14 protein-coding genes are annotated in these 14,205 nt (G+C 41.6%); 9 read left to right on the forward strand and 5 right to left on the reverse strand.

Going from position 1 to position 14,205, the window contains the following annotated elements:
• The first annotated feature begins 4 nt into the window (after positions 1 to 4).
• Positions 5 to 3,427 (forward strand): efflux RND transporter permease subunit, encoded by a 3,423-nt coding sequence (locus tag DEO27_RS08660; RefSeq protein ID WP_112570533.1) that lies wholly within the window; start codon positions 5 to 7, stop codon positions 3,425 to 3,427.
• Between the two features lie 66 nt (positions 3,428 to 3,493).
• Here DEO27_RS08660 and DEO27_RS08665 read toward each other — a convergent pair whose 3' ends face one another.
• The gene (locus DEO27_RS08665) at positions 3,494 to 4,039 is read right to left on the reverse strand and encodes a hypothetical protein (RefSeq protein ID WP_223818192.1); all 546 of its coding nucleotides are present in this window, start codon (positions 4,037 to 4,039) and stop codon (positions 3,494 to 3,496) included.
• A gap of 111 nt (positions 4,040 to 4,150) precedes the next feature.
• On the opposite strand from DEO27_RS08665, the gene DEO27_RS08670 reads away from it, so the two are divergent.
• Entirely contained in the window at positions 4,151 to 4,636 is a 486-nt protein-coding gene (locus tag DEO27_RS08670) for a DUF4126 family protein (RefSeq protein ID WP_112570535.1), read from the forward strand.
• On the opposite strand, the gene DEO27_RS08675 is transcribed toward DEO27_RS08670, so the two are convergent.
• Positions 4,633 to 5,760: a mechanosensitive ion channel family protein gene (locus tag DEO27_RS08675; RefSeq protein ID WP_112570537.1), complete on the reverse strand. Its 1,128-nt coding sequence runs from the start codon at positions 5,758 to 5,760 to the stop codon at positions 4,633 to 4,635. The two genes, DEO27_RS08670 and DEO27_RS08675, sit on opposite strands and share 4 nt — an antisense overlap.
• Before the next feature lie 177 nt (positions 5,761 to 5,937).
• Between DEO27_RS08675 and DEO27_RS08680 the strand changes: the two genes are divergently transcribed.
• A complete protein-coding gene (locus tag DEO27_RS08680; RefSeq protein WP_112570539.1) occupies positions 5,938 to 6,555 on the forward strand; it encodes a TetR/AcrR family transcriptional regulator in 618 nt (205 codons plus the stop codon).
• Between the two features lie 218 nt (positions 6,556 to 6,773).
• Here the strand turns inward: DEO27_RS08680 and DEO27_RS08685 are convergent, their stop codons facing one another.
• The 3 genes from DEO27_RS08685 to DEO27_RS08695 all read right to left on the reverse strand — a co-directional run bounded on the left by DEO27_RS08685 (position 6,774) and on the right by DEO27_RS08695 (position 9,038).
• Positions 6,774 to 7,187: an OsmC family protein gene (locus DEO27_RS08685; RefSeq protein ID WP_112570541.1), complete on the reverse strand. Its 414-nt coding sequence runs from the start codon at positions 7,185 to 7,187 to the stop codon at positions 6,774 to 6,776.
• Between the two features lie 111 nt (positions 7,188 to 7,298).
• Positions 7,299 to 7,718, reverse strand: a complete 420-nt coding sequence (locus tag DEO27_RS08690) for a hypothetical protein (protein WP_112570544.1) — start codon at positions 7,716 to 7,718, stop codon at positions 7,299 to 7,301.
• 72 nt (positions 7,719 to 7,790) lie between these two features.
• Positions 7,791 to 9,038 carry a nucleoside recognition domain-containing protein gene (locus DEO27_RS08695; RefSeq protein WP_112570546.1) on the reverse strand — a complete coding sequence of 416 codons (1,248 nt, stop codon included), beginning with the start codon at positions 9,036 to 9,038 and terminating at the stop codon, positions 7,791 to 7,793.
• An 84-nt stretch (positions 9,039 to 9,122) separates the two neighbouring features.
• Between DEO27_RS08695 and DEO27_RS08700 the strand changes: the two genes are divergently transcribed.
• The 6 genes from DEO27_RS08700 (at position 9,123) to DEO27_RS08725 (ending at position 14,189) form a co-directional block, all read left to right on the forward strand.
• Positions 9,123 to 9,557 carry a DinB family protein gene (locus tag DEO27_RS08700; protein WP_112570548.1) on the forward strand — a complete coding sequence of 145 codons (435 nt, stop codon included), beginning with the start codon at positions 9,123 to 9,125 and terminating at the stop codon, positions 9,555 to 9,557.
• Entirely contained in the window at positions 9,557 to 9,973 is a 417-nt protein-coding gene (locus DEO27_RS08705; protein WP_112570550.1) for a DUF3052 family protein, read from the forward strand. The genes DEO27_RS08700 and DEO27_RS08705 overlap by 1 nt, the downstream gene beginning before the upstream one ends.
• Before the next feature lie 90 nt (positions 9,974 to 10,063).
• On the forward strand, positions 10,064 to 10,492 hold the full coding sequence (locus DEO27_RS08710) for an OsmC family protein (protein WP_112570552.1): 429 nt from the start codon (positions 10,064 to 10,066) through the stop codon (positions 10,490 to 10,492).
• A gap of 29 nt (positions 10,493 to 10,521) precedes the next feature.
• On the forward strand, positions 10,522 to 11,361 hold the full coding sequence (locus DEO27_RS08715) for a maleylpyruvate isomerase N-terminal domain-containing protein (RefSeq protein WP_112570554.1): 840 nt from the start codon (positions 10,522 to 10,524) through the stop codon (positions 11,359 to 11,361).
• A 310-nt stretch (positions 11,362 to 11,671) separates the two neighbouring features.
• Positions 11,672 to 13,048 (forward strand): OmpA family protein, encoded by a 1,377-nt coding sequence (locus DEO27_RS08720; protein ID WP_112570556.1) that lies wholly within the window; start codon positions 11,672 to 11,674, stop codon positions 13,046 to 13,048.
• Between the two features lie 373 nt (positions 13,049 to 13,421).
• A complete protein-coding gene (locus DEO27_RS08725; RefSeq protein ID WP_112570558.1) occupies positions 13,422 to 14,189 on the forward strand; it encodes a hypothetical protein in 768 nt (255 codons plus the stop codon).
• The last annotated feature ends 16 nt before the right edge of the window (positions 14,190 to 14,205 follow it).

Consider the following 14,205-nt stretch of genomic DNA (forward strand, 5'->3'; position numbering starts at 1 on the left):
CATTATGAAAGATGTAAAGAAAGAATTTGGCCCTTCAAGTTGGGCTATTGATAACAAAACGGCCATTTATGTGCTCATGTTCCTGATCACGGTGCTTGGCCTTGTAAGTTATAACCGCTTGCCTAAGGAAAACTTTCCGGATATAGCACAATCAAAGGTGTTTATCACAACAACCTTTGCCGGTCAGTCTCCGCAAAATATCGAGAACCTGGTAACACGCCAGATAGAAAAGCAGCTGAAATCATTAAAGGGATTGAAGAAAGTGACTTCAAACTCGGTTCAGAATGTTTCTATTATTACTGCCGAATTTCAGGCTAATATTGATATCAAGGATGCAAAAATAGACGTAAAGGATAAGATTGACCAAGCCAAGAAGGATCTCCCGCAAAATGATAATAATTATACCGATCCTGTTGTTTCGGATATTAACGTTGCCGATCTGCCTATTTTATATATCAATATTTCAGGTAATTATGATCTGAAAAAGCTAAAGGAATATGCTGATATATTAAAAGATGAAATTGAAAGCTACAAGGAAATTTCAAAAGTTGATGAGGTAGGTGCTTTAACTCCTGAAATACAGGTTAATGTTGATATGAACAAGATGGCTGCCGCGCAACTAAGCCTGCCGGACATTAGTACAGCCATTGGTTACGAAAATATATTGTCATCAACAGGTACTGCTAAAACCGACGGCGTTCGCAGAACCATTGATATTAAGCAGGATTTTAAAAATGCCGATGAAGTGGCTGCCATGGTGATCCGTAACCCTAAAGGGCAGGCTGTTTATTTAAGGGATATTGCCGAGGTTAAGGACTCGTTTTTAGAGCAGGAAAGTTATGCAAGGTTAAAAACCAATGATAATCCTAACTTCAAAAATGTAATTACCCTTAACGTAAGTAAAAGGGCGGGCGAAAACCTGATTGAGGCTTCTGATAAGATCAACGAGTTGATCAAATTGAAGCAGAAAACGGTTTTCCCTAAAGGCTTGGATATTGTTGTTACGGGCGATCAGTCAGATAAAACGCGTACAACACTTAATGACTTAATTAACACCATCGTTATCGGCTTCCTTTTGGTTACCGTTATCCTGATGTTTTTTATGGGCACAACCAATGCTATTTTCGTAGCATTATCTGTACCCTTGTCATGTTTTATTGCGTTCCTGGTGATGCCTGCCATTGGTTTTACACTCAATATGATCGTGTTATTCTCGTTCCTGCTGGCGCTGGGTATTGTGGTGGACGACGCCATCGTAGTAATAGAGAACACACACCGTATTTTTGCCAATGGGAAAGTGCCAATTAAAGAGGCTGCTAAAATGGCGGCAGGAGAGGTGTTCCTTCCGGTATTTTCAGGTACCATGACCACTTTGGCTCCGTTCGTGCCATTGGCTTTCTGGAACAGTTTAATTGGGCATTTCATGTTCTTCCTGCCAATTACATTGATCATTACTTTGTTGGCATCGTTAGTGGTAGCTTATATCATCAACCCTGTATTCGCGGTTGATTTCATGAGGCCTCACCATGACGGCGAGCATGATCATCCTAAATTTGACAGGCCTACAAAAAGAGCCATGATATTTTTGGCGATTGCTGCAGTTATTGGCTACCTGATGAACGTTGGCATTGGAAACCTGATGGTGTTGATCATGGTATTGTACCTGATTAACCATTTCTTCCTGCTGCGCGTTATCGATAGGTTCCAGAAAAATGCCTGGCCTAAATTTCAAAACTGGTATGCCAAATGGCTTGAGCGTGCCGTACGCAGGCCGGTAACCGTTCTGGTCGGAACTATCGGCTTATTTATTTTTGCAATTTTCCTGATGGCCGTACGGGGTAAAACGCCCGAATTTTTTCCATCGGGCGACCCTAACTTTGCCTATGTGTACATTACTTTGCCTATCGGTACCGATCAGGCTTATACCAATGAAGTAACCAAACAGATAGAAAAGCGCGTTGCACAAGTAGTTGAGCCTGATAAGGATATCGTGTCGTCAGTTATTTCAAACGTAACAAAAGGGGTTACCGATCCTACTGATGAAGATCAGGGCGATTATGAAAATAAAGGTAAGGTTACCGTAGCGTTTGTTGAATTTGGTAAACGTAACGGTAAGGATACCAAAAAGGTATTAGCCAACATCCGTGCGGCTGTACAAGGGATTCCCGGTGCAAAAATAGCTGTTGCACAGGAGAGCAGCGGTCCTCCGGTACAAAAAGATATCAGTATTGAGATAGTGGGTGATAACCTGGATACGCTGGTTGCTACCGGCAACAGGCTTAAAAGTTATTTGGCTAAGCAAAATATTGCTGGTATCGAAAACCTGATTGCCGACGTGCAAAGCGATAAGCCAGAAATTGTGTTTGATATAGATCGTGAGCGTGCTAACCGTGAGGGAGTATCTTCTCAGCAAATCAATCAAAACCTGTTTACCGCAATTTATGGTTGGAAGGCAGCCGATTTTCGCAATACCCGCGAGGACGATTATAAAATCATGGTAAGGACCTTGCCAAGTCAGCGCAGTAATATTGATGAGATCAAAAACCTGAAAATTACATACCGTGATATGGCCATGAGTGGCGCGATACGCCAGGTGCCAATATCGGCTTTCACTGATGTGCGCTATACCACCACTTACAGTAATATCAAACGTAAACAACAGCGTAGGGTGTTAACGCTTGGCTCAAATGTAATTAAGCCAAATAATCCTAACGAGGTTAATGCCAATATCCTTAAAGCGATAAATAACTTTAAGAGGCCGGATAATGTGACTATTCGTCAGGGCGGTGGCCAGGAAGACCAGATGGAGGCCATGACCTTTTTGTTGTCGGCACTTGCAGTATCTTTCGGGTTGATCTTGGTTATTTTGATGATCCAGTTCAACTCAATCGGTAAAACGCTTATCATTATTAGCGAGATCTTCTTTAGTATTATAGGTGTATTGCTGGGCGTCAGTGTGTTCGGTATGACCATGTCTATCGTAATGACCGGCGTTGGTATCATCGCTTTAGCGGGTGTGGTTGTTCGTAACGGTATCTTACTGGTTGAGTTTACTGATATGCTGCTTGAACAGGGCGTGAGCATTCACGATGCAGTAGTTGAAGCCGGCCATACCCGTATGACACCGGTATTACTTACAGCAACTGCCGCTATTTTAGGTTTGATACCGCTGGCGGTTGGTTTCAATATCGACTTCGTAGGTTTGTTTACCCATTTCGAACCGCATATCCACTTTGGCGGCGATAACGTTGCTTTCTGGGGCCCATTGGCGTGGACAATGATCTTCGGTTTGGGGTTTGCTACGGTTATTACACTGATACTTGTACCTTGTTTATACCTGATCCGTTATAACCTTAAAGCAAGGTTATTCGGCAAAAAATCTGTTGAACCTAAACATGCGGCGGTGTTAGAACCAGAAGTAGTTTAAAATAAGGCTAATAGATATAGAAACGGCCATGTTAAGTTAGCATGGCCGTTTTTGTTATACCAGGTTTTAATATTTGAATTTATTGATGATGCCTTTTAAGCGTAATTGCTTAACCAGTTTGTTGAATTTGCGTTCATGTTTGCCGCCTGCATCTAAGGCATCAAAAGCTAATCCCGCTGCAACTGCATACACCGCATGATGTAATGCATCTATAGCGATGGCTTGTGACTTTTCTTCTGTGATAGGAGGAGCAGCTTTAAATTTAGGTAACATTACCAACGCTGTACCCCAAATAGCAGTAAAATGTACCGCGGTTGCCGGCCAGCCTTTAAGCCCGGTTAGTGATAATAAGCCGCGTGAAACTCCCCATATTGTACCATAAGTCCAATGAATTTCCTGTGATAGTTTGGGTTTTTCCTCTTCTGTAGCAGGTTTAACCCCTGTAGTTTCTTCAGCTACTTTGAGTGTTGCTTCGCTTGGCTTACGTTTAGTTATTTTCATTTCTATCATTTGCGATAGCGTAATGGCCGCCGTTGCCGCGAGCCCCGCCAAAAGGCCTTTTCCAATGGCTGAGCCAAGTTGGCCAAGGGCATTGTTTTCATGTATTCTCATAGTTTTTAATGTTGATGTGTTTAAATAACACGCGCATTTGATAATTGATTTGTATTTTTAATCAGAACATTACGGGGTATTGTTAGTTCTTTAAAAAATGTTTTGAAGCAAATGAAACTTAAAATATCACAACCATTTTGGCCGGTGATTGGCATCGGTACATTAGCCGGAATGCGTACCTTATCGGCTCCTGTTATAACTACTCATATACTTAGTACTCATCCATCAAAAAAACTGGAGAAATCGCCGTTGAGATTCATGCAATCAACAACCGTAGCAGCTGTTTTGAAGGTCTTATCGGTTACCGAGCTTATCGCCGATAAATTACCATCAACACCGAACCGAATAGAGCCGGCAGGCGTAGCCGGCAGAGGTTTGTCAGGTGCTTTGGCCGGTGCAAGTATTTATAAAGCTGTTGGTGGTAAAGCCTTAGCCGGAGCATTGATAGGAGGGGCGACAGCAATAGCGGCAACCTACGCAAGCTATTATCTACGCAAAAATATAGTTAAGGCTAACCATGTCGCCGATCCGTTGATTGGCGCAGCCGAAGACGCTTTGGTAATTGGGGCGGGCATCAGCTTAAGCAAATTGGTTTAAGCTCCTGTGGCAGGTTGAATATATTTTTCAAGTTCGCCCAAGTTGCTGAGTTCGTTACGTGAACGCGGCAAGCTGCCGGGGAAATTCTTTTGGATAAAAGTGATGAGGTTTTCGCGGATATAGCAACGCAGGTCGAAAGCGTTTGACGAGGTGCTTGCGCTCATCAATACCCTGATTTCGATAGTATGCTCCCGTACGTCGGTTACCTGTACTACTTTAACCCGTTTATCCCAAAGGGGGGATTTTACAATCAACCGCTCAAACTCCTCACGGATGGCATCAACCGGAACGGTGTGGTCCATATATAAAAATACAGTGCCCAATATATCCGCAGAAGTGCGCGTCCAGTTTTGAAAAGGCTTTTGGATAAAATAATTGATGGGCAGTATCAGTCGCCGTTCGTCCCAGATCTTTAGTACAACATAAGTGAGGGTAATCTCTTCTACACGGCCCCATTCGCCTTCAACAACCAAAACATCATCAATGCGGATAGGTTGCGTAAAGGCTATCTGAAAACCGGCCAAAAGGTTGCCTAACGAGCTTTGTGCCGCGAAACCAACAATGATACCACCTATACCAACACCTGTGAGCAGGCCTGTACCTATCTTACGCATACTTTCAAAACTAAGCAGGATAATAGCAATAGTCAAGAAGATGATAGTTACCACGATGATCTTGCGGATAAACTGAATCTGCGTTCGCACCTTACGTTCTTTCAGGTTATCAACCTTATTAAGGTCGTAAGTGTGATAGATGTAATCTTCCAAAATGCGAACAGAGCGCACAATAAGGCCTGCAAATGATATGGTAAGCAAGATCTCTATGGTTTTATCAAGCGGCTGATAATAGAGTTTGTTCATCCGCAGTAACGGCGACAGTAGATTAAACAGGAATAGCGGTATAAAATAAGCTACTGCCGGGCCAAGGTTTACAATTATTGATCGTAGTATGGAGTAGTCAGTGTCTTTGCGTTGAGCGTAGATCCGGAATAATTTTGTAATGATAAATTTAGTGACGAGACCAATAAGTATTGCCGAAGCGATAATGATTAAATTCCAGGCAAAGGCGGGAATCCGTTGCGAAAACTCAAGCAAATCGGGTGGTAATCTGTTTCCAATATCCATAATCAAAAAATTGGTGTCCCCTATAAAATAGTTGGAATGTAAAATTGTTTTAGCAAATGCCCTGCGGAAGGGTGTTGCTACATTTATTTGATGAATTTTTGATAGTTTTGTTAAAAAAGTCAGGAAATCGATTGTATTGACTTATTTGTTTACCTGTTTTTAAGCAAAATTTTTCACATGGCAGCAGCTAATGACCAGCAGGATATTAAAAGGGAGAAAATTTTAGAGGCCTCGCACCAGCGTTTTTTACATTATGGTTATTCAAAAACAACCATGAACGAAATAGCCGGTGACTTATCCATGTCAAAAGCTTTGCTTTATTATTATTTCCCGGATAAAAGTCAGCTGTACATTGCCGTAATGCGCAAGCTTGCTACCGACTATCTAAAAACGCTTGAGAACAGGTTAGATAGCTTTACTAACTTAAAAGAGGCATTCAATTTCCAGGTAAATACCCACCACGAGTTTATCGTTAATAACTATAACTTTTTTGATTTTTTCAGGCTTAATGAACAAAACCTGCCCGAAACCATCTGGCAAATAGTGGGCGAAGTGCATAGTGCCGAATTGAACCTGTTAAGTAATGCGATTAAGATTGAAGTTGAGAAAGGTGCGATAAAGCCGGTAAACAACCCTGAAGAGATTGTTGACGTATTGATGGATGCTCTACATGGTATCAGGGTTGGGGCCATATCTCAAAAGAAAACCAACTTCCCACGTAAGGAACACCTCGAAGAAATCCACACCAAAAAACTGCTTCTGCTTGATATTTTTATCAAGGGGCTAATGGCCTAAAGTCATCTGAAGGTATAAAAAGCCTGTACTGTCAGTTAGCCGTCAAATGAATTGCCGGTTTAATACTGTGCCTGCTACTTATGGGTATATTTGTGTCTGCAAGTAATCTAACAGGCTGGTAATTACCTTTTTGTTTAATTATTTACAGATACTTCTTTTTTAAGAGGTGATTGTTTTAGAGTGATTTAGCCCGCGTAGCTTTTTGCCGCGCGGGCTTTTTATGCGCTGATATTTGTGTTAATTTCGATATTGCCAATCAGTATTTTATGAACCGGACAAGCGTTCGCTATTTTAAGTAACCTGTCCCGTTGCTCATCATTAACTTCGCCTTTAAAACTGAGTTTGGTTTCTATACGTGTGCCGCTTAAAGTTTTATACATCTCAATATCAGCTTTAATTTCTTCTACCGGCCACATTTTCCGGTCGATATACATGCGCAGGGTAATAACGGTACAACTTGCAAGGCTGGCCAGCAATAAGCTGAACGGGTTCATGCCGGTGTTGCTGCCATTGGCTTTTAAAGGTTCGTCGGTGATGAGCCCGTGGCCGCCGCTATTAACTATTGTTTGATACTGAGTATGCCCTATAAATGCTGTGGCACTTTCAATCAACTCAATTCCGGTTTCTTCCATAAAGCCATTATATAAAATTTACGGTTAGTCTTTAGTCTAAAGTCATAAGTTCCAAGTTAAAAAGTCAAGGAACCTGATTCTTGATTTTCGACTTAATGCTTCTGACTTTATTTATTCAGAGCTTTCGTTAATATCTACCAGTGCCCAGCTTTTTTTAAGGTATTTAGGGCCACCGTTGTACTTCAGCAGTACCTCAAAATTGGTTCGGTTTGTTTCGCCTTTGCTACCTTTCGAAAGTACGTATGATTTAATGATAAAAATAGAATCGGCCTTTTTACCAAACTGGTATTTATCATCGGGGAACGAAATATTGCTGTTACGTATGGTTGGCGTAACAAATTCAGTAGCTATTTTAAAAGCGTCTTCGGCAGTGGGTGCTTTACTGAACGAAAGTACTTCTGAAACGCCACCCGATGTAGCAAATTTGGCCATAATAAATATAAATATCAGGCCGGCAATCACAATGGCGTACACGCCTTTCATAGCACGCTTTTTTTTAAGGTGCTTTTCCTTAAGGTAAGTTTGAGTCATTAGTTTAAAAAAGGGTGCGATAAAAGTAGCAATTTAATTGATGAATAAAAGCAACCCTTTGTTAAACAGCCCTTATGGCTGATGGCCGAAGAATAAGTAAGCGATAAAGATAGCCGCGATAACCCCGGCCAGATCGGCTATAAGTCCGGCCGGAATAGCGTAGCGCGATTTTTTAATGCCTACCGAACCAAAGTATAGCGCCACAATATAAAAGGTAGTATCCGCCGAACCGTTGAAGATTCCGGCAAGTCGCCCGGCAAATTTATCAACACCGAAGTTTTGCATCACCGTTATCATCATGCCTTTGGAGCCCGATCCGCTGAGCGGTTTTAAATAGGCAACCGGCATCGCGTCAACAAAGCGAGTATCTAAATGGAATTGTACACAAATCCAGCGCAGCCCTTCATTCATGTAATCCAATGCGCCGCAACTCCTGAAAACGCTGATACCAACCAGCATGGCTACCAGGTAGGGGATTATCTTTACCGATGTTTCAAAGCCGCCTTTAGCACCTTCAACAAAAACTTCAAATACATTTACCTTTTTTATAAGTCCGCCAACAATGAATATCACCGGTATGGTAAACAGCATTACATTGCTGATAACGGATGATACCGTACTAATTTGTTCTTTAGTTAGCTGAGTAGTAAAGTACCATACAACCAGTGTAATAAAAGCTGTAACGCCGCCAAGCCAGCCAATAATTACCCTGTCAAAAAGATTGATTTTTTGTTTAATAGCTACTGCGATCAGGCCCACAACGGTAGCCACATAAGTAGCAATAATACAAGGTAAAAACACCTCGGCAGGATCTTTAGAGTTTAAGATAGCCCTTTGCGCGATGATCGTGACCGGTAATAATTGTAAGCCGGAAGTATGCAGCACCAGGAACATGATCTGGGCATTTGACGCGGTTTCCTTATCGGGATTTAGTTCCTGCAGGCTGCCCATAGCTTTTAAGCCAAGTGGGGTGGCCGCGTTATCCAGCCCCATTAAATTGGCCGAAAAGTTCATCATCATCTGACCGGTAGCAGGGTGATCTTTAGGCACATCCGGAAACAAACGACTAAAAAATGGCCTGACTATTCGCGATAAAAAATTGATGGCCCCGGCTTTTTCGCCAATATTCAGAATACCGAGCCAGAACGCCATAGAACCGATTAATGGCAAGGCGATATCCATTACCGACGACTTAGATGAATTGAACAATCCTTCAACCAATAATTTGAAAGCTTCTGTATCGCCAAAAAAAACTAATTTTATGAGTGAAACTACAAATGCAATTACAAAAAAAGCTATCCAGATATAGTTAAGCGCCATAGTAATGTTTAAGGCTCTGAAGTTAGTGCTTTTGCTGTTTAATATGAAATGCTCATATTTTTATACCACTTATAAAATAGATAAATGAACGAGGCGATTAATAAACTCAGCCAAATTATTGACGATGTACGACTGTTAAAGGGACAGGATATCGATTGGACTTATAAAACATCGCCTGCCAAATGGTCAAAAAAAGAAGTGATAGGTCATTTGATTGACAGCGCCCAGATCAACCTGCAACGTTTTGTTCGCTGCACTTATGAAGAGAACTTCAGGCTCACCTATGAGCAGGTGGAGTGGGTTGCTGCTGCTCATTACCAGGACGCGGATATCAACGAACTGATTGAACTTTGGGCATTGTTAAACTTGCAAATTATACGGGTTTTGAATAATTATCCTCCCGATAGGTTAAACGCCCGTTGTGATAACAGCAAACAGGAGCCAAACCTGCAAACGGTTGAATGGCTTGCCGCCGATTACGTTGACCATATGTTACATCACCTGAAAGATATATTGTAATGGCTGGCTATTCGGGTACACCTTTGGCGAAAAAACTTGGCATAAAAGCAGGAGCAAGATTAATGCTGATCAACGCGCCCGAGCATTACATCGATTTGTTTACCGATATGCCTCCTGATGTTTATTTTACTGCCGATGTTTCGCATGAAAATGATGTGATCCATTTCTTTAGCAAAAGCGCAGATGAATATCGTGCTAAACTCCCGGAGTTCATGAAACAAATAAAGCAGGATGGCATGATCTGGGTTTCCTGGCCCAAAAAGGCATCAAAGGTAGTCACTGATCTTACCGAAGATTTGATCAGGAATTTTGCCCTGCAAATTGGCCTGGTTGATATTAAAGTTTGCGCAGTTGATGAGGTTTGGTCAGGTTTAAAGCTGGTTATACCTGTTAAAAGCAGAAAATATATAACATAGGTCATTTTTTACTAAAACCGATTAAACAACAGTAGTGTGTTTTAGCATAAGCACTTAATTATATAACTTAGCGCAATAATACCAGATAATATGGCTCAGATTGAATTAAAACGTGTACATGGCGATTTTGGCTTCGAAGCTGTTGACGCTAATGGACACACAGTAAAAATGGACAGTAGTCCGGAAAGTGGCGGCCAGGATTTTGGTATCCGCCCAATGCAGATGCTTTTAATGGGCCTTGCCGGTTGTTCTGCAATTGACGTGATTAGTATCCTAAAAAAACAACGCCAGGAAATAACCGACTATAAAATGGTGGTTAATGGCGAGCGTGAGGCCGGTAAAGAGCCTTCACTATGGGAAGATGTGGATATTGAATTTCATATCTATGGTAATGTTGATGAAGATAAAGCCGTACGTGCTGCCGAGCTTTCTATCAACAAATACTGTTCTGTTGCTGCAACGCTTTCAAAGGCTGGTGCGGCAATTAAATGGAAGGTGATTGTTCACCCGGCCCAATAATAAAATTTATTACGAATAAAAAATACCAGATGGCGGAACAGGAAGTCCCTATTAAAACAGTGCACCTGTTCCCCCTTTTGGATCAAAAGCTGATAGAACTGCTTAAGTCGCTATCGGCCGAAGAGTGGAATAAGCCAACATTGGCAAAGCTTTGGACGGTGAAGGATATTGCCGCCCATTTGCTTGATGGCAACATGCGTGTTATTTCCTTGTCGCAGCAATTTATCGGCGATCCCCCGTCAATCCCCATCAATAATTACAGCGATTTAGTTGATTTTTTGAATGGCTTAAATGCAACCTGGGTAAAAGCCATGAGGCGTGTGAGCCCGCAATTGTTAATCGAACTTTTAGAAGCGACGGGCCGGCAATACAGCGAAATAATGTCAAAAGCCGATCTGCTTGCACCCGCGCCATTTTCTGTAGCCTGGGCAGGAGAGGAGGAGTCTGTTAATTGGTTTCACATTGCCCGCGAATACACCGAAAAGTTTCATCATCAGCAACAAATTCGCGAAGCTGTTGGTAAGCAGGGTATTATTACAGCCGAGTTATTCTACCCCTGTATTGATACATTTATGCGCGGGCTTCCGCATGCTTATCGTACTGTTATTGCCAATGCCGGTGCGGTAATCCAGGTTACCATAAGCGGTGAAGCCGGAGGCGACTGGTTCCTGCTCAAAACTGCCGATGGCTGGATGCTTACCCAAAACACCGGTTCTGCGCCGGATACTAAGATTACACTGTCGCCCGATATTGCCTGGAAAGTATTTACAAAAGGTATCGATCCACAAACCGCGTTGGATTCATCTCATGTCAGCGGAAATATTAACCTGGGCGAAAATCTGTTCAATATGGTTGCCGTAATGGCTTAACAACTATTTTGTTTATTTACTCCTTATCTGTACAAAACTGTATTGTTTTTAACTCATTAACCATTTGGTACAAAAAGTTAAATAATAGATACAAATTACGTATTTCAACTAATCTGAATTGTATCATAAAAGTATCGTTGTTTCGCTTAGTTAATCAACGGTTTATATTAAATTTTTACTTTATTTTTTCGATTTGTTTTAGACTGATTTAAGGCCTAGTTTTCCGGTTGCCAAATGCTGATGGCATCAATGTTGGATTATCCAATGTACGTTTTTCTTAAATGTTAAACGGAGAATTAAAATTAGAAATATGAAAACAAATTTAAAAAAAGCCTCACTGCTCTTTACAGGGGTACTGGTTGGCAGTAAATTATTCGCTCAATCACCAGATACTTCAGCAGCAGCAAGAGATTATGTAAAACCGTTTTCAGGCGGTGATCAATTACGCACCTGGTCAATTGGTGTACATGGAGGATTGTTAACTCCTTACACCATATTCGGCCGTAATAACCGACAGGATTTTACCAACCCAAGCGAACAGTTTGGATACGGTGCTTACATTAAGAAACAAATTTTACCATCATTTGGCTTACAAGCCGATTTCCTTCGTGGCCAGGTGGCATCATCAAACAGCCACGTAACCACAGCCGGTACTTCTGCTTATGATTCGTACTCTACAAAACTAAACTGGTCGGCAGCCTTGAGCGCCAACTTTACATTGGCAAATATCAACTGGCGCCATGACCGGCCGTTCATTCAGCCCTACTTAACTGCTGGTGCTGGGTATATGAACTACACGCCGAGGATTACACCGGCCGGTGGTCAGCAGGAAAACTTCAAGAAAACCGACAACGGTCACATTAACGAAGTATTCATTCCAATTGGCGCGGGTTTGAAATTCAACCTTGCTCCGGGTATCAATCTTGATTTGGGTTACCAGGTTAACTTTGTGCAGTCAGATAACTTTGATGGCTATAACTTTGGCGGCGGCGATGACAGATTTTCATACGCTCACGTTGGTTTAGAGTTTGCATTGGGCAGCAAGAAAAAGCCGCAGATGGCCGTTCATAACCCGGTATCATCAATGCGTACCGAGTACCAGTGGGAAAATCAACGCACACGTGCCGAGCTACAACAGCAAATTGATGCCGAGAAAGCTAAAAATGCTCAGCTTGCAAGCGACCTTGCTACAACCAACGCTAACTTAGCTAAGTTAACTACCGATAGCGATGGTGATGGTGTTGTGGACGTAAACGATAAATGCCCTAACACGCCAGCAGGTCAAAAAGTTGATGGTTCTGGTTGTCCTTTAGCTAAACCGGTGGTTTATGTAACCGAAGAAGATAAGAAAGTAGTTAAAGACGCTATCAAAAACCTTGAGTTTGATTTGGGTAAAGCAACTATCCGTGCTCACTCATACCCAAGTCTGGACAGGGTAGCACAGTTACTGGTTGATAAAAACTTCAGCCTGAAACTTGCCGGCCATACTGATAACACAGGTTCTGCAGATTTAAACATGCGTTTATCAAAAGATCGCGCCGAGTCTGTTAAATCTTACCTGGCAAGCAAAGGTGCAAATCCATCACGTATCGAAGCAACCGGTTATGGTCAAACCCAGCCAATTGCTACAAACAAAACCGCTGCTGGTCGTCAGGCTAACCGCAGGGTTGAGTTTACCTTATATTAATAGATATTGTTAATATTCCATAAAAAGCAAAGGCCGCTCATTTGAGTGGCCTTTGCTTTTATATAAGCTGACTTGTCAAGTATAATACACGCGTAAAATGGACTCTTTTCGTCTTCCTGCGACATCGTACCGTGCCCTTATTTAATATCAGTGTAATTTAAAATAAGTTATTTAAAAGAATGATCGATATGCGCGTTTATTGCAACAAGTGGTAAAGAATGCGGGTCTTTTAGTTAAAGGTTAAGGTTTATAGCCTGCCGGTAATTAATGTCAATATTAAACTGACTTTTTTATGACTTTTTTAATTACAAATTAAGAAACAGCTTCTTTTATCACTTGTTCACTGTTATACATCTCATATATCTATTTAGCTATGAAAGCAATCTTAGTGATTCACAATCTTAAAAAGGAAAGTAATTACGCGCTCACTTACGCTGGTAATTTAGGCGCAAAACTAAAAACTAAAGTAATTGTCATGAACACGGTACCCGAACCGCTAAGCGTTCAGTTATCTGACGCCACAGCGCATGACATATTTGATAACGAAGACTTTGGCTTTAAAGACCAAAATAAAAACGCCGAGAATATAGTTTTCCTTAGCTATCTGGATACTTTAGGAATGTCGCTCCATGCTATTACAGCTAAATATGACGTTGGGTTAATTATTAAAGGTGTTTGTGGAACTACTAAAAAGATCAATGACCAGGTTCTGCCTATTTTAAATCACGCATGCTGCCCGCTGCTGGCTATTCCTGAAGACGCCTCTTTTAATATTAACAATATTGGTTACCTCGCCGATTTGCGTTATGCCAAAAAAGATATTGTAAGTTTTTTAAGTAAAATGAGCGAGGCTTTGGATGTAAAAGCTTCGCTTTTTAATATTACCGAATCGGGATTGCCGCACATGAACGATAGTTATGCAGAAACCGTGTTCAGGCAGTTGTTTTGCAATTCGGGGCTTAACCTCGTAAATATTAAAGAGCGGGACATCATGAAAACCGTTGACGTTTTGGCCAACGTAATGCAGGTAGACTTTTTTGTTTTGAGTAACCGTAGCTCGCAACTAAACGGCCTTTGGGATTGGGAAAATATGGAAAACGAAGAGCATGCGCATCTTCCGGCGTTGATCTTTCCTTGTTAATGTTACGCGAAAAAGT

This window comes from Mucilaginibacter rubeus (assembly GCF_003286415.2).
Lineage (GTDB): Bacteria > Bacteroidota > Bacteroidia > Sphingobacteriales > Sphingobacteriaceae > Mucilaginibacter > Mucilaginibacter rubeus_A.